This is a genomic window from Pseudomonas sp. EZ-C24 (assembly GCF_014525325.1).
GTDB lineage: Bacteria > Pseudomonadota > Gammaproteobacteria > Pseudomonadales > Pseudomonadaceae > Aquipseudomonas > Aquipseudomonas shirazensis.
Map to the genome: position 1 here is coordinate 61,647 of NZ_JACDIU010000008.1, position 26,137 is coordinate 87,783.

Sequence of the window (26,137 nt, forward strand, 5' to 3'; positions counted from 1 at the left end):
TCTCGACAACGCTGGGCAGGTCTGCTAGCAGATTGGCCAGGGATTTGTTGATGGCCGAGCAAAATCGGTAAAAAGCCCCGACTTTTCTGACCCCGGAGTCCGGTTCAGCCGCCCGGCAGCATTGCCTTGCAGCGGGTGCCCAATCGCGCGAATTACGCTAGAATGCACGGCCTCTAAGCACACCCCTTCCTGAGGCTGTCCCGACGATGTTGATCCTGCGCGGCGCTCCTGCCCTTTCTGCCTTTCGCCACGGTAAGCTACTCGAGCAACTGAGCCAGAAAGTCCCCGCTGTTACCGGCTTGTATGCCGAATTCGCCCACTTCGCCGACGTCGATGGTGAATTGACCGCCGACCAGCAGCAAGTGTTGGCCCGTCTGCTCAAGTACGGGCCGAGCGTGCCGGTACAAGAGCCGACTGGCCGCCTGTTCCTGGTAGTGCCGCGCCTGGGCACGATTTCGCCCTGGGCCAGCAAGGCCAGCGACATCGCCCACAACTGCGGCCTGCAGAGCATTCAGCGCCTGGAGCGCGGCATTGCCTTCTACGTGGCCGGCGACCTCAGCGAGGCCGACGCGCAAGAAGTTGCCGCCGCGCTGCATGACCGCATGACTCAGCGCGTGCTGACCCAACTGGAGCAGGCAGGCGATCTGTTCAGCCATGCCCAGCCCAAGCCGATGACCTCGGTCGACGTGCTTGGCGGTGGCCGTGCAGCTCTGGCGCAGGCCAACATCGACCTCGGTCTGGCCCTGGCCGAAGACGAGATCGATTACCTGGTCAACGCCTTCCAGGGCCTCAAGCGCAACCCGAACGACATCGAACTGATGATGTTCGCCCAGGCCAACTCCGAGCATTGCCGACACAAGATCTTCAATGCCACCTGGGACATCGACGGCCAGGCGCAGGACAAGAGCCTGTTCGGCATGATCAAGAACACCTACCAGATGCACAGCGAAGGCGTGTTGTCGGCTTACAAGGACAACGCCTCGGTGATCGTCGGCAGCGTGGCCGGGCGCTTCTTCCCGAACCCTGAAACCCGCCAATACGGCGCGGTGCAGGAGCCGGTGCACATCCTCATGAAGGTCGAGACGCACAACCACCCGACCGCCATTTCGCCATTCTCCGGCGCGTCCACCGGTTCTGGTGGCGAGATCCGTGACGAAGGCGCGACCGGTCGCGGCGCCAAGCCCAAGGCTGGCCTGACCGGCTTTACCGTGTCCAACCTGCGGATCCCAGGCTTCGAACAGCCGTGGGAGAAGCCATACGGCAAGCCAGAGCGCATCGTCAACGCCCTCGACATCATGGTCGAAGGCCCGCTCGGCGGCGCCGCGTTCAACAACGAATTCGGCCGTCCGGCCCTGACCGGCTATTTCCGTACCTTCGAGCAGTCGATCCAGACCCCGCACGGCGAAGAAGTGCGCGGCTACCACAAGCCGATCATGCTGGCCGGCGGCCTGGGCAACATCCGTGAAGATCACGTGCAAAAGGCCGAGATCACCGTGGGCGCCAAGCTGATCGTGCTCGGCGGCCCAGCCATGCTGATCGGCCTGGGTGGCGGCGCGGCGTCGTCGGTTGCCACCGGCGCCAGCTCGGCTGACCTCGACTTCGCTTCCGTTCAACGGGAAAACCCGGAAATGGAGCGCCGTTGCCAGGAAGTCATCGACCGCTGCTGGCAGCTGGGCGACGACAACCCGATCGCCTTCATCCATGACGTCGGCGCGGGCGGCATTTCCAACGCCTTCCCGGAACTGGTCAACGACGGTGGTCGTGGTGGCCGCTTCGAACTGCGCAACGTGCCCAACGACGAGCCGGGCATGGCCCCGCACGAAATCTGGAGCAACGAATCGCAAGAGCGTTACGTGATGGCGGTCGATGCAGCCAACTTCGAGCGTTTCAAGGCCATCTGCGAACGTGAGCGCTGCCCGTTTGCGGTGGTCGGCGAAGCTACTGCCGAACCGCACCTGACCGTTACTGACAGCCACTTCGGCAACACCCCGGTCGACATGCCGCTCGACGTCCTGCTCGGCAAGCCGCCGCGCATGCACCGTTCGGTCACTCGCGAAGAAGAGCTTGGCGATGAGTTCGACCCAAGCACGCTGGACCTGGCCGACTCGGTCGAGCGCGTGCTGCACCACCCGGCGGTGGCCAGCAAGAGCTTCCTGATCACCATCGGCGACCGCACCATCACCGGCCTGGTTGCCCGCGACCAGATGGTCGGCCCATGGCAGGTTCCGGTAGCGGATTGCGCCGTGACCGCGACCAGCTTCGACGTTTACACCGGCGAAGCCATGGCGATGGGCGAGCGTACCCCGCTGGCCCTGCTGGATGCTCCGGCCTCCGGCCGCATGGCGGTCGGCGAGGCGCTGACCAACCTGGCTGCCGCACGCATCGAAAAGCTGTCCGACATCAAACTGTCGGCCAACTGGATGTCGGCTGCCGGCCACCCGGGTGAAGATGCCCGCCTGTTCGACGCCGTCCGTGCCGTCGGTATGGAACTGTGCCCTGAGCTGGGTCTGACCATTCCAGTGGGCAAGGACTCCATGTCGATGAAGACCCAGTGGAGCGAGCAGGGCGCGCAAAAAAGCGTGACCTCGCCGATGTCGCTGATCATCAGCGGCTTCGCCCCGGTGGTCGACGTACGCCAGACCCTGACCCCGCAACTGCGCATGGACAAGGGCGAAACCGACCTGATCCTGATCGACCTGGGCCGCGGCAAAAACCGCATGGGCGCGTCGATCCTGGCGCAGACCCACGGCAAGCTGGCTGCGCAAGCGCCGGACGTCGACGACGCTGAAGACCTCAAGGCCTTCTTCGCCGTGATCCAGGGCCTCAACGCCGATGGTCACCTGCTGGCCTACCACGACCGTTCCGACGGCGGCCTGCTGACCACCGTGCTGGAAATGGCCTTCGCCGGCCATTGCGGTCTGGACCTTGAACTCGACACCCTGACCAGCAAGCGCGAAAAAGTCGCGGCGATTCTCTTCAACGAAGAGCTCGGCGCGGTCATCCAGGTTCGCCAGGATGCCACCCCGGACGTGCTGGCGCAGTTCAGCGCTGCTGGCCTGGGCGAGGATTGCGTGGCCGTGATCGGTCAGCCGATCAACAACAGCGAAGTGCTGATCAAGCTCGCCGGCGAAGCGGTATTCACCGGTGATCGCGGCCAGTTGCAGCGCGAGTGGGCCAAGACCAGCTATCAGATCCAGCGCCTGCGCGACAACGCCGACTGCGCTGATCAGGAATACGCCGGCCTGCTGGTTGAAGACAACCCAGGCCTGAGCGTCAAGCTTGGTTTCGACGTCAACCATGACATCGCGGCGCCGTACATCAAAAAAGGCATCCGCCCGCAAGTGGCAGTCCTGCGTGAGCAGGGCGTCAACGGCCAGGTCGAGATGGCTGCGGCGTTCGACCGTGCCGGCTTCAACGCCGTCGACGTGCACATGAGCGATATCCTCGCCGGTCGTGTTGACCTGGAAGCGTTCAAAGGCCTGGTTGCCTGCGGCGGCTTCTCTTACGGTGACGTGCTCGGTGCCGGTGAGGGCTGGGCCAAGTCGGCGCTGTTCAACAGCCGCGCGCGGGATGCCTTCCAGGCATTCTTCGAGCGTGACGACAGCTTCACCCTGGGTGTGTGCAACGGTTGCCAGATGATGTCCAACCTGCACGAGCTGATCCCGGGCAGCGAGCTGTGGCCGCACTTCGTGCGTAACCGCTCCGAGCAGTTCGAAGCCCGTGTGGCGATGGTCGAGGTGCAGAAGTCCAACTCGATCTTCCTGCAGGGCATGGCCGGTTCGCATATGCCGATCGCCATCGCCCACGGTGAAGGCCACGCCGAGTTCGCCGACCCGGCCGCGCTGCTTGCAGCCGACCAGTCTGGCTGCGTGGCGCTGCGCTTTGTCGACAACCACGGCAAGGTCACCGAAGCCTACCCGGCCAACCCGAACGGCTCACCGCGTGGTATCACCGGTCTCACCAGCCGCGATGGCCGCGTGACGATCATGATGCCGCACCCTGAGCGGGTGTTCCGCGCAGTGCAGAACTCGTGGCGTCCAGACGACTGGCAGGAAGATGCGGCGTGGATGCGCATGTTCCGCAACGCGCGGGTGTGGGTGAACTAAGCGGTGTACAAGCTCGCCTTCTTCGTCCCGGCCAGCCATGTCGAAGTGGTCAAGGCCGCCGTGTTTGCCGCCGGTGGCGGCCGTATCGGTGGCTATGAGCACTGCGCCTGGCAGACCCTTGGCCAAGGCCAGTTCCGGCCGATGGCCGGCAGCCAGCCGTTTCTCGGGCAGGCTGGCGAGGTCGAGCAGGTCGAGGAGTGGAAGGTCGAGCTGGTGGTGGCCGACGAGCTGATTCAGCAGGTTGTCACTGCCTTGAAGCACAGCCACCCGTACGAAACGCCTGCTTATGAGGTTTGGCCGTTGGCTGACTTCTGAGCTGTTGTTGTCGCACCGTTACACGCGAAAAGCCCCGGCAGGCCACTGCCGGGGCTTTTCAATTTACAGTGACACGCTGCTGCACGTGCCTCAGTCGCCACTGCGCCTCGTGGGCAGCGAAGTGCAGGCCAACAGCCCGACTTCAAACAGGACCCACATCGGCACCGCCAGCATCGTCTGTGAGAACACATCCGGCGGCGTCAGGATCATCCCCACCACAAAGCAGCCGACGATCACGTAGGGCCGACTCTTGCGCAGCGTCGCCACATCGGTCAAACCGGCCCAGACCACGATGAAGGTCGCCACCGGGATCTCGAACGCCAGGCCAAACGCCAGGAACAGCGCCATGATGAAATCCAGATACAGGCTGATGTCGGTCATCATCGCCACGCCATCAGGCGTCACGCTGGCGAAAAAGCCGAACATCATCGGAAATACCAGAAAGAACGCGAAGGCCATGCCGCTGTAGAACAGGACGATGCTCGACAGCAGCAGTGGCAGGGCGATGCGCCGCTCGCGCTGGTACATGCCGGGCGCTATGAAGCCCCAGGCCTGATGCAGCAGCAACGGCATGGCCACGAACAACGCGCACATCGCGGTCAGCTTGAACGGCGTCAGAAACGGCGAGGTGACGCTGGTGGCAATCATGCTGGTGCCTTCCGGCAGGTACCGGCGCAGCGGCTCGGAAATCAGCGTGTACAGCGTCTGCGCAAACGGGAACAGCGCGGCGAACAGCAGGCCGATCATCAGCAGGGCGCGCAGCAGGCGTTTGCGCAGTTCGCGCAGATGCTCGGTGATCGGCATGCGAGGCTGCTCAGGCACAGCAATGCTCATAATGCATTCTCCTTGGCGATGACCGGCGCAGCGGCGTCATTGGCCGGCTGCGTGTCGAGGCGGATACCCTGGCGCAGGTCCTGTTCCAGGCGTTGCAGCGGCGCGCTGTCCAGTGCCGGCAGGTCGATCTCGCGTTCGACCTGGGTGCGCAGCGTGTGCATCGCGCGACGGGCCTGGCCCAGCACGCGGCCGACCGCGCGCGCCGCCACCGGCAGGCGCTCGGGGCCGAGCACCAGCAGGGCGACGATGCCGACCAGCATCAGCTCGGTGAAGCCGATCTCGAACATCAGGCCTGACGGTCCGTGTGCGCCTGCGGCACGCTCTGCCCGTTCAGCGTTGGCGCCTGCTCGGCCTGAACATTGGCAGCGTTGTTGGCATCGGTATCGCCGCCCATGGATTTGCGAAAGCCCTGGATCGCCTCGCCGACATCGCTGCCCAGGCCCTTGAGGCGCTTGGTGCCAAACAGCAGAAACACGATCAACAGCACGATCACCAGTTGCCAGATTCCAATACCACCCATGTCAGCGCACTCCTGTAAGGCCATGAAAAGAGAAGCAATCCTGCCTGTCCTAGATGACGCCTGGATGACGGTGGAACGGCTGCCATCTGCCTGCAACACGCACGGTGTTGACTGGCGGCTTTCGGTGATGAAAAGGCAGGCGGCAATGGGCGGTAAGCAACAGCAGGGCGCGGCACTGTTGATGGTCATGGTGGCGCTGGCGATGCTGGCTGCGGGCTTGACCTGGCTGGTCGAAGGTGGCCGTCGTCAGGTCGATGAAGTGCGCCTGCTGCAGCAGCGGGTGCAGGCGCGGGCGATGCAACAGGCCGGTCTGGCCTATGCCAAACAAGCCCTGCGCGATCCCGCTTGGCGGCTCAGCCCGCTGTTCTGGCAGGCCCTGCGCGGGCAGCCACTGAATTACGATTTTGCCGGCGGTACGGCGCAGTTGCGGGTACGCGATCAGCACACCTGCTTCAACGTCAATGCCCTGCTTGGCAACGACGCCGAGCGCGCCGAGCGCCAGCTGCGCTACTTGCTGGGCGACAACATGGCGGCCGAACGGCTGGTGCACGGCCTGGCGGACTGGCTCGACAGTGACAGCGATGCCCGCCTGCAAGGCGCCGAAAGTGCCCAGTACCTGCGCCAGCAGCCACCGCGGCTGGCGGCCAATCAGCCGATGCTCGACAGCAGCGAGCTGAACCTGCTGCTGGAGCCGGACGCGACCCGCCAGCGCCGCTATCCGATGTTGTGTGCGATCGCGCAGACCAGTGGCTGGCGCTTGAACGCCAACGCCTTGGGCCTGGAACACCTGGAGCTGCTCGATGCGTTGTATGAAGGCAAGTATCCGCGTTCACTGCTCAGCCGCATTGTCAGTGGCCGGCCTGCGACCGGTTATGCCGATGCAGCGGATCTGCGCCAGGCGCTGGGTGCGGTCGATGATGAAACGTTCGAGCGCTTGAGTGAGGGCTTGCTGCTCAACAGCGGCCATTACCTGTTGCAGCTGTCGTTCGAGGAAGAGGGGCTGAGCTTGCGCAGTCAGTTGCAGATCGAGGCTCTGGGTGTGGTGCAGTGGCATGCGCGGGTGCCGGCGCAGCAGGTGCGCGTCAGGGCGCGCGAACCGTTGTTGTGAGCCCACAATCGAGAACGCCCCTGTCGCAGTGCCAGGGCGGCGCTGCAACCGGGGCGTTGATCAGGTTCGATCAGGCAGTGCCGATCTCGCCGCCATCATTACGCTGAATGACTACCGTCGAAGCTCGCGGGCGCACCGTGGCACCTGCCGGAGTGGCGTCGGTAGCGACGTCGTTGTACGGCCAGTTGCCCGGATGCTGGATGTTGACGAACATCGACTTGTTGTCTGGGGCAAAGGCAATCCCGGTCACTTCACAGCCGTTCGGGCCGACGAAGAAACGGCGCAGGGCCGACTGGTTCTGCGCGTTCACCGGGACCTGCTTGCCGGCAGCATCGACCAGATCGGTCGGGATCACCGCCAGCAGCTGGTCGTTGGTGTAGTCGGTGAGGGTCGACTCGCCGTTGTCGGTTTCGATCCAGAGCACGCCGCGGCTGTCGAAGCTCATGCCATCGGGGCTGGCGAACTGGTTCAGTTCGGTCAAACCGGAGCGGTTGATATCGGCAGTGCCGGCAGCGTTGGCGCCAAACACGAAGATGTCCCAGTTGAAGCTCAACTGGTCGTCGCTGTCGTGCCAGCGGATCACGTGGCCATGACGGTTCGGCCCGCGTGGGTTGGCAGCATCGACCTTGTCCGCAGTGCGCGCGCTGTTGTTGGTGAGGGTCAGGTAGACGTCACCGTTGACCGGGTGTACCGCGGTCCACTCGGGACGGTCCATCGGCGTTGCACCAACGGCATCGGCGGCGCCGCGGGTATTGATGATGATCCCCGGCAGGTCACCGAACAGCGCGCCCAGGGTGCTGCCGCCGGTGGTGGCGGTGGCCACGTCGAGCAGCAGCCAGTTGCCGCTGCCGTCGGCATTGAAGCGAGCCACGTACAGCTTGCCTTGGTCCATGTACTTGGCACCGGTAGCCAGGCGGTCGGCCGGGGTGGCGTCCGCCGGGTCCCAGACCGCGTCGGAGACGAACTTGTACAGGTATTCGTTGTTGGAGTCGTCGCCGGTGTACCAGACCAGCGGCTTGCCCGCGACCGGCAGGCCCGGGCAGCAGCCCTCGTGGCGGAAGCGGCCCAATGCGGTGCGCTTCACTGCCAGGGTGCTGGCGTTGTACGGGTCGATCTCGACGATGTAGCCGTAGGTGCTGGCTTCGTTGCGGTAGTCGTCAGTGGCGCTGGCGCCGCTTGGGGTGATGTTGAAACGGCCGAACTCATCGTCCACTTCGCTGGCATCACCGGCACAGGTTTCCCAGCGGTACTGGCCACGGGTGGCGCTGACGCCGATGCGCACCTGATCCGCCGGGCGGGTCGCAGTGTTGACGAAGATGCCTGGCCAGTTTTCTTCGCAGGTCAGGTAGGTGCCCCACGGCGTGTAGCCATTGCCGCAGTTGTTGTTGGTGCCGCGGCACTGGGTGCCGGCTGGGGAGAATTTGGTCTTGACGTGGTCGCTGCCGCGCAGTGGTCCGGCGATATCCATCAGCGACACCGTGGTGAAGCGGCGGTTGAGCGGGTCGTTGTCGACCACCTGCCAGCGCCCGCTGACCTTGCTCAGGCGGACCACGCCGGCGCCGTGGGCGTTGATTTCCTTGCGTGCTTCTTCCACCGGGCGCTTGCCGCTGCCGTCGGTGGTGGGGCCGGCCGGGTGCAGTGCGGCGGCATCGATGTACTCGAAGTTGATCGCCAGCAGGCCGTCATCCGAGCTGCCGTTGATAGGGAAGAAGTGCATGCCGTCGTGGTGCATGCCCATCGCGTTGGCCTGGTCGGTGGAGGTGTTGCTGCCATCGGACTTCCACGGATTGGCGTTGCTGTTCAGCGGAGTGCCCCAGGGCGCCAGCACGTAGGCGCTGTAACCGGCAGCGACGACGCAGGCATCGGTGCGCGAGCCGGCGATGGAGTCGAAACCGAGCTTGAGCTTGACCGGCTCCGGGGTAGACGGCGAGTCGTTGTCGGAACCGCCACCACTGTCGAAACAGCCTGTCAGACCGGTGCCGGCGATCATTGCGATGGCTGCGCCAAGGCTGCCGCGCATCACGGTGCGACGGCTCAGGTAAGTGTCCATGACGCTGGCCATCGGCAGGTTGCCGCTTTGGTTGCGGTCCAGGTTGTCGCCGGTGTCTCGACTCATCAGGGTGTCCTTATAGTGGCTGAGTTGGAGGAAACCGCGACTGTAGTGCTCAAGTGTGATGATTCCTTGGCAGAAATATTAAGGTCTGCTTAAAACTAGCAGTTCTTACCAGTACGTATTGACAGAACAATCGGCGATTACTGTCGGATATCTGCCATGAAACTGTCATCTGAGCGCCGCAATATCCGAACCCCAACGTGAACTCGGAAAAGGATGCGGGCCTGATGGTTAGCAGTGTGGGCAGACGCGAGGTAATCAGCTGGATGGGTGTCGCGGCGTTGACGCCGTTGCTTGGCGCCTGCTCGGCGCTGCCCGGCCAGCGTGGCGGCGGTGCGCCGCTGGACCTGCTGTATCTCGCCGACACCCTGGATGCCCGCCAACCCGGCCAGGCGGTGGTGCCGGCGACGCGCCTGGGGCCGGTCAGCCACCTCGGCCGCGCGCCGTGGATGACCGGCGCCAGCGCCAGTGCCGCATCCCCGGAGCTTGCGCCTTTGCTGGATGCCAGCCAGAGCAGCCGCGCACAGCTGGGTGGGTACCCGGTGCTGGCCGCGTTGCTCGAGCAACTGCGCAACGAAGCCGGCGCAGACAACTGCCTGACCCTGGAGAACGGCCAGGGCTGGAATGGCAGCGGCCTGGCTTATCTGAGCCAGGGCGAAAGCGGCGTGCAGGGCAGCCAGCTACTGGGCAGCGATGTCCGCGTCAGCAGCGATGAACGTGTGCTCTGGCCACAGCGCTGTGCGGCGCTGTATCAGCAGTCTGCCGCGGCGACACTGGGTGCAGGCCTGTCTGCCGAGCAGAGCAAGGCGCTCGGCATCGACAGCCTGCGGGTGTTCCAGCGCGCAGGTGTGCGGATTGCTGTGGTGGGGGTGACCGATCCTTATGCGCAGGATCAAAAAGCCTCTCTGAAGCAGTGGTACCAGTCACTGCAAGCGGTCTTTCAGCAGGCGCGGGGCGAGGCTGATCTGGTCGTCGCGCTGGCCGATGTCGGCACCGGCCCGGGCCTGTGGCTGGCCGAGCGCGTGGCTGAAATCGACGTGCTGCTGTGCGCCCGTGGCCAGGACTTGTGGCCGGCGCCAGTGCTGGCCAGCCAGGCCAGCGGCCGGCAGGTGCCGGTGCTGTTCGCCGGTTGCCGTGGCAGCGGCGCGTTCCGTTTGCGTTGCCAGCAGGTGGCGGGTCAATGGCAGTTTCAGGCGCGTTTCTTTCCCGCCTTCGAGCAGCAGTTGACGCCCGTTGCCCAGGCGCGCGCCGCACAACTGCGCAGTGTGGTGCGGGCGCAGCGTGCCGGCCATGCCGCTTGGCTCGATCTACCGTTGGCGCGAGCGCCGCAAGCCCTGTGGCGGCGCGATACGCGCGGCGGCAGTTGGGATGCCTTGCTCCAGCAAGCGTTGTCTGACAGCAGCGCCATGCCGGTGTTGTTGCCGGGGCTGCGCTACGACTATCCGTTGGCAGGCGGTGAAATGATCACCCGCGAGCACCTGATAAGCCTTACCGGTGGCTACCCAGCGCCCGTGGTCGAGGCGCCGGCACGGCAGGTTGAACAGGTGCTGGAAAACGCCGCCGAGCAGTTGTTCGGCGACCCGCTGCTGCTCGACAACAGCCAGGATCTACCACGCTGGCAAGACCAGGCCTGGCGCGTCAGTTATAGCCCGCAAGGCAAGCGTATCGCTGACTTTGCGACCGTGCAGGGCCAGTGCCGTACCTTCGGCCTGCAGTTCGCCGCCGATGCCGGTGAGCCGCTGTGGCAAACCCTCGAAGCCTGGTTGCGTCGTCAGCCCAGCGACTGGCGCCTGGCACCGCTGCAGTTGCCTGAGGTGCGCTATGTACAGGGGCATCCCGGCTGGCACCCACGGCAGGCTAAGACGTGAGCTGGAGCAGTCGCCTCGGCGCCTTTTTGCTGTTGACCCTCGCCGGCTGGCTGGCGGCGCAATGTGTGCTGCAGCTTAGCCGTCAGCCGCTGCCGGCCACGACGGCGCAGCCTGAACACGCGGCCATTCCAGGGCTGATGGCGGGGCACTGGCAAGCCCCGCTCGACACCGGCGAGATCCCTCTGACCCGGCTGCCCTTGCAGTACCTCGGCGGGCTGCGTGCCCAGCCGCTGTCGGCGACGGTGGTGGTGCTGCGTTTCGGCGAGCAGATTCGCACCTTGGGCCGCGGCCAGCGGCTGGCGCCGGGGATCGTGCTGCAGGACATCGATGGCGCAGGCCTGATTATCGACAACCAGGGGCGGCGCGAACGCCTGCCCTGGCCGCCACGGCCCGCCGTGACCGGCTTCAAGCGGCAAGGATGAGTTGATGTTTGCTAGATACTGCGCAGCGGCTGCATTGAGCCTGAGCCTGTCATTGGCCTGGGCTGAAGAGCCCGAGGTGCTCGACGAAGGCGGCACGCCGATGTACGAAGTGAATTTCGTCGACACTGACCTGGTCGAGTTCATCGACAGCGTGTCGCGGATCACCGGCACCACGTTCATCGTCGACCCGCGGGTCAAAGGCAAGGTCACCGTGCGCACCGTCGACCGGCATGACGCTGACGCCATCTACGATATCTTCCTCGCCCAGCTGCGTGCGCAGGGTTACGCCGCCGTCGACCTGCCCAATGGCAGCGTCAAGATCGTCCCCGATCAAGCCGCGCGGCTCGAGCCGGTGCCGGTCGAGAACGCCGCCAGCAAGAATACCGGCAGCGATGGTGTCGCCACCCGCGTGTTCAATGTGCGCAATGCCGGCAGCGAGCAGATACTTGGCATCATCAAGCCGCTGATCGATCCCCGGGTGGGCGTGATCACGCCGTACCCTGCGGCCAACCTGCTGGTGGTGACCGACTGGCGCAGCAACCTCGAACGCATCGACAGCCTGCTGCGCGAACTCGACCAGGTCAGCGAGGAGCCACTGCAGGTGATGAAACTGCAGCACGCCAGCGCTGCCGATACTGCCCAGTTGGTCACGCGGCTGCTGGCCAGTGAACAGGCCGCTGACCGTGCCCAGGTGGTGGCCGACCCGCGCAGCAATGCCTTGCTGGTGCGCGGCAGCGCCGACAGCCGTGAGCGCGTGCGCGCCTTGTTGGCGCAGCTGGATCGGCCCGGCGACAACCTGCACAGCAGCAATACCCAGGTGATCTACCTGCGCCACGCCAATGCCAGCGAAGTGGTCAAGGTCTTGCGCGGCCTGAGCCAGACCGGCGCGGTGCCGGCCGAAGGGCAGGGCGAGGGCAAGGATCAGCCGGTGGCGATGGCCAGTGACTCCGGTATTCGCCTGGAATACGAGGAGGGCACCAACGCCGTGGTGATGGTCGGCCCGGACAGCGAGCTGGCGGCCTATCGCAACATTGTCGAGCAGCTGGACATCCGTCGTGCGCAGGTGGTGGTCGAGGCGATCATTGCCGAGGTCTCGGACATTCAAGCCCAGGAGTTGGGTGTGCAGTGGCTGTTTGCTGACGAGAAGTTTGGCGCTGGCGTGGTCAACTTCGGCAGCAACGGAGTGAACATCGCTGGTATTGCCGGCGCGGCCGCCGAGGGCGATACCAGTGCGCTGGGCAAGCTGCTGTCGGCTACCACTGGGGTGACTGCCGGCATCGGCAACTTCGGCGGCGGCTTCAACTTCGCCATGTTGGTCAATGCACTCAAGGGCAAGAGCGGCTTCAATCTGCTGTCGACGCCAACCCTGTTGACCCTGGACAACGCCGAGGCGTCGATCCTGGTCGGTCAGGAGGTGCCGTTCGTGACCGGCTCGGTAACCCAGAACAACGCCAACCCGTACCAGACCATCGAGCGCAAGGAGGTCGGGGTCAAGCTGCGGATCAAACCGCAGGTCAACGTCGACAACAGTGTGCGCCTGGATATCGTCCAGGAAGTTTCGTCGATTGCCGACAGCAGCAGCGCCAGTGACGTCATTACCAACAAGCGCGAGATCAAGACCAAGGTCATGGTCGAGGACAACGGCCTGGTGATTCTCGGTGGCCTGATCAGCGATGAATTGAGCAGCAGCAACCAGCGTGTGCCGCTGCTTGGTGATGTCCCGGTGCTGGGCCGCTTGTTCCGCTCCGATGCCAGCCGCAATACCAAGCAGAACCTGATGGTGTTCATCCGCCCGCGCATCCTGCGTGACGGGCCAAGCCTCGCCGGTCTGAGCCAGGACAAGTACCGCAGCCTGCAGCAGAGCACGCCGCTGCAATTGCCAGCGTTGGCCGAAGGCTCGCAGTTGTTGCAGGTGTTTCCGGCCAGCCGCGCGCGGCTCGAAGGCGGTAACTGGTGATGCTGCCCTATCGCCTGGCGCGCCAGTCCGGCCTGGCCCTGGCGCCACTCGCCGAAGGTTGGCAGCTGTGGCTGCGGGCCGACGCCGACAGCGCGCAGTTGCAGGAACTGCTGCGCGTGCACGGCCAGCCGGCAGCGGTCGAGTACCTGCCGGCGGCAGACTTCGATCAACGCCTCGGCCAGCTTTATCAAGCCGGCAGCGCGGCCAATCAGGCGTTGATCGAAGGCATCGGCGAGCAGGTCGATCTCGACAGCCTGATGAGCGAAATGCCACGCATCGAAGACCTGCTCGAAAGCGATGACGAAGCGCCGGTGATCCGCCTGATCAACGGCCTGTTCGGCCAGGCCATGCGCCTGCGTGCATCGGACATCCACATCGAAACCTTCGAGCAAAGCCTGGTGGTGCGCCTGCGCGTCGACGGCCACCTGCGCGAAGTGCTGCGCCCGCCGCGGGCACTGTCGGCGATGCTGGTGTCGCGGATCAAGGTCATGGCCCGCCTCGATATCGCCGAAAAACGCCAGCCACAGGACGGCCGGATCACCCTGCGCGCAGCTGGTCGCGAGATCGATGTGCGGGTCTCGACCTTGCCCGGCATCCACGGTGAGCGGGTGGTGATGCGCGTGCTCGACAAGCAGGCCAGTCTGCTGGCGCTGGACAACCTGGGCATGCCCACCGCCGTGTTGCAGGGCTTGCGCAATTGCCTGGCGCGGCCCAATGGCATTGTCCTCAGTACCGGCCCGACCGGCTCGGGCAAGACCACCACCCTGTACGCCAGCCTCAACAGCCTCAACGACGGCAGCCGCAACATCCTCACCGTGGAAGACCCGGTCGAATATGCCATCGCCGGCATTGGCCAGACCGCGATCAACCCACGCGCCGGGCTGACCTTTGCCGCCGGCCTGCGGGCGATTCTGCGTCAGGACCCGGACGTGATCATGCTCGGCGAAATCCGCGACCAGGAGACTGCACAGATTGCCGTGCAGGCCAGCCTCACCGGCCACCTGGTGCTGTCGACCCTGCATACCAACAGCGCCGTGGGCGCCGTTACCCGTCTGCGCGACATGGGCATCGAGCCGTTTCTGATTGCCTCGTGCCTGCGCGGCGTATTGGCCCAGCGGCTGGTCCGGCAACTGTGCAGCTGTGCTGTCGCGCAGCCGCTGCAGGCCGCAGAAAAACAACTGTTCCCTGAACTGGGCGCGTTGCGCGAGACCTTTCACGCGGTCGGCTGCGAAGCCTGCCAGGGCAGCGGCTATGCCGGACGGATGGGCCTGTACGAATTCGTTGAACTGGATGCCGGGCTGATTGCCTTGCTGTACGAGGGCGCCAGCGAAGTGGCCATGCACGCCTACCTGGCGGACCGTCGGCGCAGCCTGGTGAGCATGGCCAGTGACTGCCTGCAGCGCGGCCAGACCAGCCTTGCCGAAGTGTTGCGCGTGGTCCAGGGCTAACCTATGCCGACCTATCGCTACCAGGCCGTCGACCTTGCCGGCAAACGCCACGCCGCCACTTTGCAGGCCGACAGCGAGCGCCATGCACGGCAGTTGTTGCGCGAGCAGGGGTTGTTCGCCAAAGGCCTCAAGCGCCACGACAACGCGACCGGTCGCTCCCGTCACCAGCGCCTCAGCCGGGCGCAGCTGTGCGAGCTGACCCGCCAACTGGCAACCCTGACTGGCGCCGGTATCCCTCTGGTCGATGCCCTCGCCACACTGGAGCGGCAGTTGCGCCAGCCGGCGCTGCAAGCGGTACTGGTCGGTGTGCGCGGGGCGTTGGCCGAGGGCCTTGGGCTGGCCCGGAGTTTGGCAAGGCAGGGCGCGCCGTTCACTGGTCTCTACTGCGCGCTGGTCGAAGCCGGTGAGCGTTCCGGGCGGCTGGCGCAGGTGCTGACGCGGCTGGCAGATCACCTCGAACAGGTCCAGCGCCAGCAACACAAGGCGCGTACGGCGTTGATCTATCCGGCGGTGCTGATGGGTGTATCGCTGGCCGTAGTGGTCGGCCTGATGACCTTCGTGGTGCCCAAACTCACCGAACAATTTGCCCATTCCGGACAGAGTCTGCCGCTGGTGACCTCGATCCTCATCGGCCTCAGCCAGGGCCTGGTCAGCGCCGGGCCCTGGCTGTTGGCGGCGGTCTTGCTACTCAGCGTGATCAGCCGCTGGCTGCTGCGCAAAGCGCACTGGTGCCTGCGCCGCGATCAATGGCTGCTGCGCCTGCCGCGTGTCGGCGGCCTGCTGCAAGTGCTGGAAAGCGCGCGGCTGGCGCGCAGCCTGGCGATTCTCAGCAGCAGTGGCGTGGCCCTGCTCGAAGCGCTGCAGGTGGCCACCGAAACGGTTGGCAACCGGCGCATTCGCCAAGCCATGGAACAGGTCCGCCAGCAGGTCGAGGGCGGCACCAGCCTGCACCGGGCACTGGACGCCAGCCAACAGTTTCCGCCACTGCTGGTGAACATGGTCGGCAGCGGTGAGGCCAGCGGCACCCTGGCCGACATGCTCGAGCGCGTGGCCGACGACCAGGAGCGTGGCTTTGCCCGTCAGGTCGATACCGCGATGGCGCTGTTTGAACCTTTGATGATTCTGGTGATGGGCGGCGTGGTGCTGTTCATCGTGCTGGCGGTCTTGCTGCCGATCATGCAACTCAACCAGGGCCTGCAACTGTGACAAGGAGAACCGGCAATGCAGCATCGACGTAAGCGCCAACAAGGCTTCACCCTGATGGAAATCATGGTGGTGATTTTCATCATCGGCCTGCTCATCGCCGTGGTCGCTCCGAGCGTGCTGGGCAATCAGGACAAGGCCATGCGCCAGAAGGTCATGGCCGACCTGGCAACGCTCGAGCAGGCGCTGGACATGTATCGGCTCGACAACCTGCGCTTTCCCAGCAGCGAGCAGGGCTTGGCGGCGCTGGTTACAAAACCGGTCGCCGAACCTGTCCCGCGGGCCTGGCGCAGCGACGGTTATATCCGCCGCTTGCCAGAAGACCCTTGGGGCACTCCGTACCAGTACCGCATGCCCGGCGAGCATGGTCGGGTCGACGTGTATTCGCTGGGTGCCGATGGCGTAGCGGGCGGCGAAGACCTGGATGCCGACCTGGGCAACTGGGCGCTGTGACCGATGCTCGCCCAGCGTGGCTTCAGCCTGATCGAACTGCTCGTGGTGCTGGCGATTGCCGGCTTGATGAGCGGCCTCAGTGTGGCCTGGCTCGACAGTGGCAACAGCAACGTCAGCCAGACGCTCGAGCGGCTGGCTGCACAGACCCGCGAGCAAGCTGCGCTGGCGCGCCATGCCGGGCAATTGCGCGGGCTGCGTTGGAATGGCCAGCAGCCGGAGTTTGTCCGCCGCGAGGGCGACGCCTGGGTGGTCGAACCGGTGCGCCTCGGCCAGTGGCCAAAGACGCTGCGCCCGGACTGGTCCGCCAGTGCTACGCCGCAATTGCTGTTCACTCCCGAGGGCTGGGCACAGCCCGGCACGCTGCTGTGGCGCTGGCCGCAAGGCAGCCAGCGCTGGCAGTGGGGGCGCGACGGTCGCTTGCTGACCCAGGCCGCGCCGTGAAGTCGCGCCAGGTGGGCTTCACCTTGCTTGAGGTCGTGGTGGCGCTGGCCATCGCCTCGGTGCTGGCGGTGATCGCCAGTCAGGTCCTGCGCCAGCGCCTGGCGGTGCAGGAGACCGTCCAGCAGCATCGCCTCGGGCTGCTCTGCGCGCGTGAATTGCAGGCGCGCTTTGTCGTCGAGCAGTACTGGCCTGCGGCCAATCAGGGCAGCGGAGAATTGCAGCAGGGCGGGCAGACCTGCCATTGGCAACTGCAATTGCGCAGCACCGGTGTGCGTGACCTGCGCCGTGGCGAGCTGCAGTTGTTCGCAGACCGCGAGCAGCGCCTGCCGCTGGGTTTGTACAGCGTGTTTCTGGAGCGGCCATGAAGCGTCGCCAGGCAGGCTTGACCCTGATCGAGCTGATGGTCGCGCTGGCCCTGACCGCCGTGCTCGGGGTCATGCTCGCCGCGCTGGTCAACGGCTGGCTCAAAGTTCGCGAACGTCTCGACAGCACCAGCAACGAACGCGGTGTGCTGGAGTTTTGCCTGGCCCTGGAGCGGCGTTTCGACAGCCCGGTGCTGCGCCGTCTCTATGAGCAGCGCTTGCCCTTGGCCGTGCGCTGGCTCGATTGGCAACCGCAGGCGCAGCAGTTGCTCTGGGTGGCTGCCGCCGCCTGGCCGCAGGCCGAGGGCGGCTCGCGGCTGCAACGTCAGCGCCTGCGCTTCGATCCGCGCGAGCAGCAGTTGCTGTTGGAAAGCTCGGCAGACCTGTATGCCGTCGGCATGCCGCATTGGGTCGTGCGCGAGCGGTTGCAGCGGGTCAGCAGTTGGAGCGTTGTCTATTACCAGGGCGGCCGCTGGCTGGCCTGGCCTTCCGATCAACCGGCACACCCCGGCGCCGGTGTACGGCTGCAACTGCAGCGTGATGGAGCACCTTATGTCTGCACGTTCGTCCTGCCCTGGGGGCTTTCATGAAGCGTGAATGGCGGTGGCGCTCGCCAGCGCGGCCTTGGTTGTTGGTGCGGCCTGTGGCTGATGGGCATTGGCACTGGTGCCTGCTGGACAACGGCGTGCTCCGTGACGAAGGGCAGGGGCCCCCGCCGCAGGGCCTCAACGCTCGGGTTGGCGTGGTGGTACCGGGGGACGCATGCAGCCATTTTCAGGTGCCGGCGCCGCCCGGGCTCAAGCGTGAGGAATGGCCGCTGCTGTTGGAGGATCGCCTGCTGCAAGGAAGCGATGAGGTTGACTGTGCCTGCATCGGTCGCGCGACAGGGCAATTACGGCTGGTGGTGGTGGCACGTGATCGGCTCGATGACTGGTTGGCTCAGTGCGTGGAGTGGGGTCTGGAGGTGGAACGTTGCTGGTCGCAGTTTCAGCTCTTGCCGGCGCTCGAGCGGGGCTGTGGATGGCAATGGCGACAGGAGCAAGCGACCTTGTATGCGCGGGTCGACGAGGAGGGCTGCGAACACTGGCTGGCCTGGCCACAGGGGATGGGTGGTGCGCCTGCGCCATGGGGTACACAGGTATTTGCGCAGGTCGATGGACCCTGGCCGAAGCGGGTTGCGGATCTCGATGCAGCACCGGGGCTGCGGGAAATGCGCCGCCCGCGCAAATCGTTGAATGTCACGGCTCAGCACAAAGGCTTGATCGCTGCCTGCCTGGTGCTTGCCGCTGTCTGGGGCGCCCTGTGGTTAAGCCAGCAATGGCGTCAGGCCCAGCTCTATCGCGAGCAGGTACTGGCGGTCACTGGCCCCCAGGCCTCACCGCGTGAAGCGGCGCAGGAGCTCAAGCAGCTGCGTGCTGCCGACGGCGAGCGAGCCTTGCGCCTGCGCCGGCTCGATGGCTTGCAGGAGCAGTTGCAGGACTGGTTGCACGCGCATCCGCAGTGGCGTCTGCGCGCGGTGCGCTTCGATGGGCAGCGCTGGCATCTGCTCCTGGATGGCGAGGGCGCGCTGCCGCCGTGGGAGGAACTGGCCGCTGCGGTCGGCGCGACGGTACAGGTGCAGGCAGCGGGCGTGGTGTTCGATCTGGGGAGCAGTTCATGATCCGCGCACTTTCGCCCCGCCTGCGTATGCGCCTGGCCTTGGGGCTGATCGCGTTGTTGCTGGTCGTCATTCTGGTACGGGAGGTGAACGCACGCTGGGCCCAGATGAGCCAGTGGCGGGGGCTTGCCGAGGCGGCGGTCAGCCTTGAGCGCGGCACTGGATTGAGCCTGGAGCGTTTGCGCCAATCCGCCCAGGCCCGGCATATCGAGCTGACCGAGGTCGAGTTGCAGGACGATGATTGGCACGTGCGCGGGGCGGTCGCCGACGAGCAGGCGCTGCTGGCGTGGTTGCAAGTGCTGCAGGCCGAGGGCGTGCAGCCGCTGCAATGGGGCATGGAGCAGGCTGGCAAGCAGTTGCGCTTCGACTTGCAGTTTCGGCCATGAGGGTGCGCGTGCTGTTGTGGCCGGCGCTGGTGTGTGCTGTAACCCTGCTTGTGGAGTTGCCCGCGAGCTGGTTGCTGCCAGGCAGGGTCGTCAGCGGCAGCCTCTGGCAGGGACAGGCCGAGCAGGTGGGCGATGTCGGGCCGCTGCGTTGGCAGTGGCGACCGTGGCGAATGCAGGCTGAGGTCCGCTTGGCTTATCAGGGGCAGGCTTGGCTGGCGCGGTTGAGCGGTTGGCCCTGGCGCTGGCGGGTGGAGGTCGAGGCGCTCGAAGCGGCGCCGAGTGTGCCGGTGGCTTATCGCCTGGCGGGGCAATGGCAGGGGCGTGTCAGTGTGACGGGTTCATGGCGACAGTGCGCCGGTACCGAGGGGCGTTTGCAGGTGACCGACCTGGCGCTGGTATCGCCGTGGTCGCTGCAGTTAGGGCAGGGCTGGCTTGCAATGCACTGTGCGGGTGACTGGCGCTTGCAGGGTGCGCTGGCCCAGCAGAATCAACACCAGATTGATCTCGATGCGGACCTGCTCGCCCGCCGCGCGCGGGTCGCTTTTGAGGTTCAGCCAGAAGCCGCGCTGACGCCATTGTTACGTGGCGCCCAATGGCTGGGGCCGCAGGCTGGCAAGGGCGAGCGGCAGGTAAGGTGGTAGTTGCAGCGCACACTCGCGTAAGCCTGTTAACACCAAGTTAACAGGCTCTTACAGTTTCATTTGTTGGCGATTTTAGTGGGGACCTCAGGGTTAAGGCCCTGACTGGCTTCGTTATTGGAGGTTGGCGCGGGACAGGCCCGCGCCTGATTCATCTATCGGCGCCCGCCCTTGCCCCCGACACTCGATACCCACTCTTCACTGCGGCTATGCCCACTGGTACGCAGCAGGCCCAGGTCCAAGCCATTCTCGCCATCGGCGCGGACGCTGTTCTTGATCACGTCAAACAAAGCCGTGCCCAGGTCGACCGGCGAATTTGACGCATCCACTGCGAAATCGCGGCGGAAGTCGCGGCCATATAGGGTCTGCTCGGTGACGGATGCAGCCTGCACCTCCACCTGGCCTTTGCCTGACTGCAGCTTGGCACCTTCCAGTTTCAGATTGCCGCCGACCTTGAGCTGGACTTCATCGCGTCCACTCAAACTCGCTTGCTCGCTGACGGTGTCGCGCTGAACCTGCGACACGTCCAGTTTCAGCGTAGGCGACAGGCTTGGGTCGACCTTGCTGACCTGCTTGCCGAACTTGCCGGTGAGCTTGTCGCCCGCGGGACCTGCCAACGCAGCCAGGGCATTGTTGAAGCCCTGCGGATTGCGCTCGCGGCTCAAGCGCGCATCAACATCGACGCTGAGGTTGTTGACTTGGTCCTTGCGGCTGGCGACCAGTAGGTCGCCACCGATGTCGGCGTCGATGCGTCCTGCATCCAGGCGCGCGCTCAGCAAGCGACTGTCGCCGCTGCTGGTCAGGACGATGTGGTCGGCGCGCAGGTTGCTGGTGTTCCAGGTCTGGTTGTCGCGTTGGTCGAGGTTGACCTTGACCCGGCCGTGCAGGCCTTGGCTGTCGAGGCTGCCGCTGGATTGGGCAAAGCCGGCGCCGGCAGTGACGGCGAGGTTGTCGCGCCGCTCGCTGTTCGATGAGCCTTCCAGCAGCAGGCCGCCGTTGTCTGCGGTGATCGCGATCTGCCCCGCCGTCGCCTGCAGCCCTTGCAGGTGCATGGCAGTTTCTTCGCGTGCGCTGCTGACCAGGGCCAGCTTGCCGGTGGCGTCGATCTGCGCATCCACTGCCTGGCGCGAGGACTCATCCACACGACCACTGTTGAAGTGGCCGCCGACTGCGCCACCGCGGCTATCGCCTTGCTTGAGGGCCAATTCCAGGCCGCCGCCGAGGGCGTTGCCGTGGGCCTCGTGACTTGAGGTAGCGGCCTTGACCTGTAACAGCCCGGCGCTGTTCATATCGACGTTGGCGACCTTGGCCGCTCGGCTGCCGATACGTGTGCCTTCCAGCAACAGGTCGCCAGCACTGCTCAGGCTGACATCGCCCTTGGCGTCGATCTGGGCCACCTGCGCAGTCATATCGTCGAGCGAGCGTTGCTCGCTCTTGAGATAGCCGCGCACTTCACCCCCCGTGCTGCCGGGGCGGTTGCCGCCTTTGGCCCAGGCGTTGCCCTCGATGGCATTGATCTGCTCGCTGTGCCGATCAGTGACCTGCACCAGGCTCAGTTGCCCGCCGCTGTGCAGGCTTACCCCCGCATCGCCACCGTCGAAGCGGCTGCCCTCATAGCGGCCTTCGCTGCCCAACTGAACCTGAATGCCTTGCTTGCCGTAGAGGCTGCCTGGGCGGGCCGTGTCCTTGCTGACAAGACTTGCCAGTGAATCACCCTTGGCCGAGGCGCGCACATTGATGTCTTCGCCAGTGCTGGTGTCGACCCGCAGGTCGCCGCCATAGGCCAGGCGGTCGACCTTGCTCTGCTGCTGATCAACCGCCGCCGCCATGTGATGATGGTCGGCATCGATCTGCAGGGTGCCGGTATTGGCTCGCCATGCCGTACCTTGATCATCGATGCGATCTGCCTTGACCACCACCGAGCCACCACTCAGCTCGCTGACCTGCGCATAGCCGCGGCGCTGGTTTTCCAGGCGTTTGAGGTGCTCCACAGTCATGTCGGCGCCGGCACTCGGGGCGACCAGCGCATCCTCCACAGAGGCCTGCTGGAAGCGCTGACCCTCACCGCCTGCGATCAGTTGCTCGATCGGCCGGGTGAGCCCGCGGTATTCCAGGCTGCCACCCAGGCTGGCGCTCCAGTCGTTACGGTTGTGCTCGCGCACTTCAGTGTCATGCACCGCCCGATTGTCGATGTGCTCGGCATCGATTTGCAGGGTATCGCCGGCAGTCACCCGTGCGGCTTCGGTGACCAGTTGCTTGCTGTTGATATGAAGGTTGTCTGTGGCCGAGAGTTCGCTGCGCTGCACCTTGCTGTCCTCTTGCTGTTGCGTATCGCGGTTGTGGTGGCCTTCGAAGGCCGCACCGAGCTTGTCGATGCCGCCGCTCAACAGCAGGCCGCCGCCGCTCTGGCTGGAGCTGTCGAGCGACTCGTGCTGATTGTGGGTGGCGCTCAGGGTGGTTTGCTCTGCGTTGATGTTCAGGTCGCCGTGGGTGGCCTTGACCTGTGAGCCGTTGACTTGCAGGTGGGCATCGCTGCGCAGGTCGACGTTGCCGGCTTGCAGCTCACTGCCCAGCTGGGTGGTGTCTTGCTGCTCATGCTGGCTGTTGACTACCTGATAGCCCAGGCCCGCCTGGTACTGGTGCGAAGCAGGCGTGCCGTCCTCAGCCTCCTGGGTCTGCTTGGCAGATGCGGTGAGGCCGCGTTGATGAGTCGAAGTCTGCTGTTGGGATCGAGACTGGGCACTGTCGATCAGCAGGTCGCCCTTGGCCTCGACCTTCAGCTGCTGGCCAGCCTTGAGCCTGGAGCCGTGAATGCGCATCTGCTCGGCGCTGGCCAGGTGCAGGTTGCTCTGGGCCTGCACTTCGCTGGCCTGGGCTTGTTCATGTTGCTCGGCGTCGTCCTTGCTCTTGCTTATGAGGCCGAACAACTTGCTGTCGCGGCTGTGCGAGTTGGAGCTTGACTGGGTCTGCCCGCTGGTGACCTCGAGGCTGCCCTGGTCACTGTGCAGGACTGCATCGCTCTGGCTATGCACTTCACTGCCGCGGACGTTTATCGCGCCGGTGGCACTGGCGCTGACTTGGCCAGCCTGAAGGCGGCTGCCGCGGGCGGTTTCCTGATAGTCGTCGCTGTTACTGTCGCCATTCCACAGGTGTTTGCGATGGCGGATGGTTTGGTTTACCCGCGTGCTGTCGACAGCTGCGTCGATGTCCAGTTTGCCGCCGCTGGCGAGATTAATCTGGCCCTCGCTGGTTAGCGTTGCGGCAGCCATTCGCAGGTCGCCGCCCCACTGCAATTGGACCGCTTCGTCAGCCCTCAACGTGGTGCCTTGCACGGTGCGTTCGGTGGTAGTGCGGTCGCGGTTGTAAGTTTCGGTGGTCACGAACCACCAGCCTTTATCCCAGTTCTCCTGCTCGCGGGCGATGGTTTCGCGGGTAGTGGTATCCAGGGTCAGCTGTTGCCCGGCCTTGGCTTCGATACGCTTGGCCTGGCCATCAATAGCGCGCAGGGTCAAGTTGTCCCTGGCCTGCAGCCTCAACAGCCCCTGCTCACTGCGTAACGTGGCGGCCTGGCCGGGTTCACCGCTGATGAACAGATCGCCTGCCGAACCGATGCTGACGCCGTCACGGCCGTTGACCTGCACCGCGCCAACGCGCACGCCGGCACCTTCGCCAGTGCTGACTACCCGAATACGCCCTGCGTGCATCGCACCGAACAGCTGGGCGTCGATGCTCGAAGGCGTCGCAGCCAGGTGTTCGACGACGTTACCGGTCACCGCATCGATACGATTGCGGCCAACGGTGATGTTGAGGTCGTCCTTGGCGCCGAGCTCGCCCGTGCTGTGAATCTGCGGTGCGATCAGGTCCAGCGCACCGCCGTCGTTGCGTTGGCCGCCGCTCAGCACCTGCAGCGAGCCGCTCGCCTGCAAGGTATCGAGCAGCTTCAACTGCTGGTCCTGGACCTCTGCAGTACCGACCGCGAAGCCGGCCCGGGTGGTGTTGATGAAGCTGCCGCCGTTGAGGGTGATGCCGTTGGGGTTGGCGAGGATGTAGTTGGCCGCGCGACCGAAGATTTCCTGCGGGCCTTCGATCAGCGAGGCGTTGCGGCTGACCACCTCATTGAGGATGGTCGAAGCGGCCTGACCGTGAAACTGCGGGTTGGCCGCCAGGGCGCCGGCCAGTTGCGACTGGCCCGACTGCAGCGAGTTGTTGAGCACCAGCCCGGGCTTGCCGACGTTATAGTCGATGAACTGGTTGTGCGACAGGCCACTGGCATTTGGCGGGACGATTTCGATCACCGGCACGCCATGGGCCGGGTTGATCACGGGCGTTCCACCGGGGCCGCTGCTGGGCTGCAATGCGGGTTGGGCAAGGGCTGCGCCCGTGCAGAACAGGCCGACAAACACCGCCCAGCGCAGTGTGTCTGGTTGGATCAGGGGGAGTTGCGCAAGGTTTTTCATTATTGTTTTTCTCGTGGTGGTGGGTGAATCACAGGGACAGGCTCCAATCCAGCACCCAGAATCCCGGCTCGAGGGCCTGTCGAGAACGGTCACTGGCGTACAGCGGAAATTGATAGTCGAGGCGCAAACGGCTGCCCGGCAGGCTGACCTCGACGCCAGCGGCGGCGCCGGCCAGTCGTTGCCAGGGGCTGTCGCTGGTGAGGCGGGCCCAACCCAGGTCTAGGCTGAGTTGTGGGCGTAGCTGCAAGTTGAAGGGCAGGGGTATGGCCAAGGGTTGGCTAACGCTGTTGCGCCAGACCGCGCCGCTGGCGCCGGCGACGCTGTAGGCGCGAAAACCGCGTACCGCCGAGTCGTCGCTGAGCAGCAACTGTTCGATGGCCGGCAGCACATCGCGGCTGTACTGCAGATTGAGTTCGCTCTGCCAGCGCCAGGGGCTTTGCGCTGGCCCCTGACGCACATGCAGCAGATTTGCCCGGTACTTGAGAAACTGCGCTTGTGGATGCGCGGCTGCGCTAGCCGGTGGGTCTGCGCCAAACCAGGCCAAGCCGCGGGCAATGCCGAGGTAGCCGTGCCACAGGCCTGCCTCCAGCCACAGCAGATTGACCCCGGCGTCCAGCGTGGTCAGGGTCGGGCTCTGTAGTTGCAGCAGGCTGTCGTCGAGGCGGTTCTGCAGTTGCTTGTGGTCAAGCCGCGCGCTGGCGCTGAGCATGCCGTGCTGACCGCGCCAGAGCACGCGCTCGGCGCTCACGCCTTGGAAGCGGCTAGTGCCGTTACTGGTGTAACGGGTATCCGGGATCGGCGCTCGGTAGCTCAGCTGGCTGGCGTTGACGGCGAACGTCCACGGGCCGTAGGGCACGCTGTAATACAGGCTGGCGCCCTGGCTCTGCCCCGGTGCGTCGAATACGGCGGCGTTGAGGGTCAGGCGCAGGTCGTCGTTGACCTGCAGCGGGCTGTCGACGCCGAGGCCGAGGCTCAACCTGTGGCGACCGGTAAGGGGGCTGCCGCGGTTGTCCAGGCGGCTGTCCAGGTGCCAGCGCGAACCCACTGCGCGCGGCTCGATGAGTATCTGGGTGCCGCCCTGCAGGGTGCCCGGCAGCAGCGCGGCAGTCAGGTCGTAGGCGCGCAGCCGATTGAGTTGGTCGAGGCCTTGCTCCAGATCAGGCAAGTACAACGGCCGGCCCAGCAGATTGGGAAAGGCGCCGCGTAACGACAATGGCAGGTCGGGATCGGCAAGCCTGATCGACTCGACAAAGCCTTCGATGATGACCACCTCGAGTGGCTTGCCAGTCGCCGGTTGCCGGGCCAGGTACGGTCGACTGGCCGGATAACCGGCGCGTACATAGAGTTCGGTGATGGCCTTGAGTAGGCGATTGAGATCGGCCACGCCCGTGCAGGATGGCAGCAGCGGCCGCAGGTGTTGTTCAAGGTCGGCGCTGGAGATCTGTTTGTTGCCGGTGATGCGCACACCGGAGATCGCCCAGCACTGTTGATCAGGCGGGGCTGACGTGGTCGACTCGACAGTGCTGTCGACCCGCCCCCGGCGCTGCCACTGCTGCAAACGCTGGTGCTGCTCGATTTGCTGCAGCGCGCGTTGTTGATCACGTATCTGCTGGCTGGCGGGGTCGCTGGCGAGCGCCTCTACTGTGCCAAACAGGCCCAGCAAAAGGGCGCAAAGGATTAGTCGACCTACACGGGGCAGGCAAGTAGGCATGGTGAACTTCCGCAACTAGGGCACGGTTTGCGTGCTTCTTTGCGGAAATTCTAAGAAGTTGGCTATTGGAAAATATGCCGTACCTTGCTGACCGGAGCGTCAGACAAGTGCGCGAAGTGCGTAGGAAATTTCTTGTCA

Annotated in this window: 21 protein-coding genes; 15 read left to right on the top strand and 6 right to left on the bottom strand. The window is 65.1% G+C overall.

From position 1 onward, the window contains the following. Positions 1-206: 206 nt before the first annotated feature. Both purL and cutA read left to right on the top strand, forming a co-directional pair. Entirely contained in the window at positions 207-4,106 is a 3,900-nt protein-coding gene (gene purL / locus IDM28_RS05070) for a phosphoribosylformylglycinamidine synthase (RefSeq protein ID WP_188035492.1), read from the top strand. Positions 4,107-4,109: 3 nt separating this feature from the next. After that, entirely contained in the window at positions 4,110-4,421 is a 312-nt protein-coding gene (cutA, locus tag IDM28_RS05075; RefSeq protein WP_103436248.1) for a YqfO family protein, read from the top strand. 90 nt (positions 4,422-4,511) lie between these two features. On the opposite strand, the gene tatC is transcribed toward cutA, so the two are convergent. Genes tatC through tatA form a run of 3 tightly spaced genes read right to left on the bottom strand, consistent with a single transcriptional unit; the run spans position 4,512 to position 5,775 of the window. Continuing rightward, a complete protein-coding gene (gene tatC / locus IDM28_RS05080; RefSeq protein WP_150571047.1) occupies positions 4,512-5,255 on the bottom strand; it encodes a twin-arginine translocase subunit TatC in 744 nt (247 codons plus the stop codon). After that, complete coding sequence (tatB, locus tag IDM28_RS05085) at positions 5,252-5,542, bottom strand: Sec-independent protein translocase protein TatB (RefSeq protein WP_188035493.1); 291 nt, start codon at positions 5,540-5,542, stop codon at positions 5,252-5,254. Before tatB ends, tatC begins: the two co-directional genes overlap by 4 nt. Next, on the bottom strand, positions 5,542-5,775 hold the full coding sequence (gene tatA, locus IDM28_RS24005; RefSeq protein WP_101317039.1) for a twin-arginine translocase TatA/TatE family subunit: 234 nt from the start codon (positions 5,773-5,775) through the stop codon (positions 5,542-5,544). Before tatA ends, tatB begins: the two co-directional genes overlap by 1 nt. 145 nt (positions 5,776-5,920) lie before the next feature. Here tatA and gspK point away from each other — a divergent pair, with 145 nt between their 5' ends. Continuing rightward, complete coding sequence (gene gspK, locus IDM28_RS05095; RefSeq protein ID WP_150573881.1) at positions 5,921-6,883, top strand: type II secretion system minor pseudopilin GspK; 963 nt, start codon at positions 5,921-5,923, stop codon at positions 6,881-6,883. A 70-nt stretch (positions 6,884-6,953) separates the two neighbouring features. Here the strand turns inward: gspK and IDM28_RS05100 are convergent, their stop codons facing one another. Continuing rightward, a complete protein-coding gene (locus IDM28_RS05100) occupies positions 6,954-8,999 on the bottom strand; it encodes a PhoX family protein (RefSeq protein ID WP_101317043.1) in 2,046 nt (681 codons plus the stop codon). A 224-nt stretch (positions 9,000-9,223) separates the two neighbouring features. Here IDM28_RS05100 and IDM28_RS05105 point away from each other — a divergent pair, with 224 nt between their 5' ends. Genes IDM28_RS05105 through IDM28_RS05160 form a run of 12 tightly spaced genes read left to right on the top strand, consistent with a single transcriptional unit; the run spans position 9,224 to position 19,834 of the window. After that, complete coding sequence (locus IDM28_RS05105) at positions 9,224-10,864, top strand: lipoprotein UxpA (protein ID WP_188035494.1); 1,641 nt, start codon at positions 9,224-9,226, stop codon at positions 10,862-10,864. Beyond that, on the top strand, positions 10,861-11,286 hold the full coding sequence (locus IDM28_RS05110; protein WP_101317047.1) for a pilus assembly protein PilZ: 426 nt from the start codon (positions 10,861-10,863) through the stop codon (positions 11,284-11,286). The genes IDM28_RS05105 and IDM28_RS05110 overlap by 4 nt, the downstream gene beginning before the upstream one ends. A 4-nt stretch (positions 11,287-11,290) precedes the next feature. Beyond that, positions 11,291-13,243: a type II secretion system secretin GspD gene (gene gspD / locus IDM28_RS05115; RefSeq protein WP_188035495.1), complete on the top strand. Its 1,953-nt coding sequence runs from the start codon at positions 11,291-11,293 to the stop codon at positions 13,241-13,243. Next, positions 13,243-14,691 carry a GspE/PulE family protein gene (locus IDM28_RS05120; protein ID WP_150571082.1) on the top strand — a complete coding sequence of 483 codons (1,449 nt, stop codon included), beginning with the start codon at positions 13,243-13,245 and terminating at the stop codon, positions 14,689-14,691. Before gspD ends, IDM28_RS05120 begins: the two co-directional genes overlap by 1 nt. Positions 14,692-14,694: 3 nt before the next feature. Continuing rightward, complete coding sequence (gene gspF, locus IDM28_RS05125) at positions 14,695-15,897, top strand: type II secretion system inner membrane protein GspF (protein WP_188035496.1); 1,203 nt, start codon at positions 14,695-14,697, stop codon at positions 15,895-15,897. Positions 15,898-15,912: 15 nt separating this feature from the next. Further along, positions 15,913-16,347: a type II secretion system major pseudopilin GspG gene (gene gspG, locus IDM28_RS05130; RefSeq protein WP_101317055.1), complete on the top strand. Its 435-nt coding sequence runs from the start codon at positions 15,913-15,915 to the stop codon at positions 16,345-16,347. Between the two features lie 3 nt (positions 16,348-16,350). Further along, positions 16,351-16,788, top strand: coding sequence for a type II secretion system minor pseudopilin GspH (gene gspH, locus IDM28_RS05135; RefSeq protein ID WP_181088600.1), 438 nt, complete (start codon positions 16,351-16,353; stop codon positions 16,786-16,788). After that, a complete protein-coding gene (locus tag IDM28_RS05140; RefSeq protein WP_101317060.1) occupies positions 16,785-17,153 on the top strand; it encodes a type II secretion system protein in 369 nt (122 codons plus the stop codon). Before gspH ends, IDM28_RS05140 begins: the two co-directional genes overlap by 4 nt. Further along, a complete protein-coding gene (locus IDM28_RS05145) occupies positions 17,150-17,740 on the top strand; it encodes a Tfp pilus assembly protein FimT/FimU (RefSeq protein ID WP_150571040.1) in 591 nt (196 codons plus the stop codon). Before IDM28_RS05140 ends, IDM28_RS05145 begins: the two co-directional genes overlap by 4 nt. Further along, entirely contained in the window at positions 17,737-18,810 is a 1,074-nt protein-coding gene (locus IDM28_RS05150) for a GspL/Epsl periplasmic domain-containing protein (protein ID WP_188035497.1), read from the top strand. Before IDM28_RS05145 ends, IDM28_RS05150 begins: the two co-directional genes overlap by 4 nt. Continuing rightward, positions 18,807-19,193: a type II secretion system protein GspM gene (gene gspM / locus IDM28_RS05155; RefSeq protein ID WP_262499991.1), complete on the top strand. Its 387-nt coding sequence runs from the start codon at positions 18,807-18,809 to the stop codon at positions 19,191-19,193. Before IDM28_RS05150 ends, gspM begins: the two co-directional genes overlap by 4 nt. A gap of 8 nt (positions 19,194-19,201) precedes the next feature. Further along, positions 19,202-19,834, top strand: coding sequence for a type II secretion system protein N (locus IDM28_RS05160; RefSeq protein ID WP_224785578.1), 633 nt, complete (start codon positions 19,202-19,204; stop codon positions 19,832-19,834). A gap of 152 nt (positions 19,835-19,986) precedes the next feature. Here the strand turns inward: IDM28_RS05160 and IDM28_RS05165 are convergent, their stop codons facing one another. Together IDM28_RS05165 and IDM28_RS05170 are read right to left on the bottom strand one after the other, a co-directional pair. Continuing rightward, a complete protein-coding gene (locus tag IDM28_RS05165; RefSeq protein ID WP_188035498.1) occupies positions 19,987-24,288 on the bottom strand; it encodes a hemagglutinin repeat-containing protein in 4,302 nt (1,433 codons plus the stop codon). 28 nt (positions 24,289-24,316) lie between these two features. Next, positions 24,317-25,999, bottom strand: a complete 1,683-nt coding sequence (locus IDM28_RS05170) for a ShlB/FhaC/HecB family hemolysin secretion/activation protein (protein WP_188035499.1) — start codon at positions 25,997-25,999, stop codon at positions 24,317-24,319. Positions 26,000-26,137: the final 138 nt, after the last annotated feature.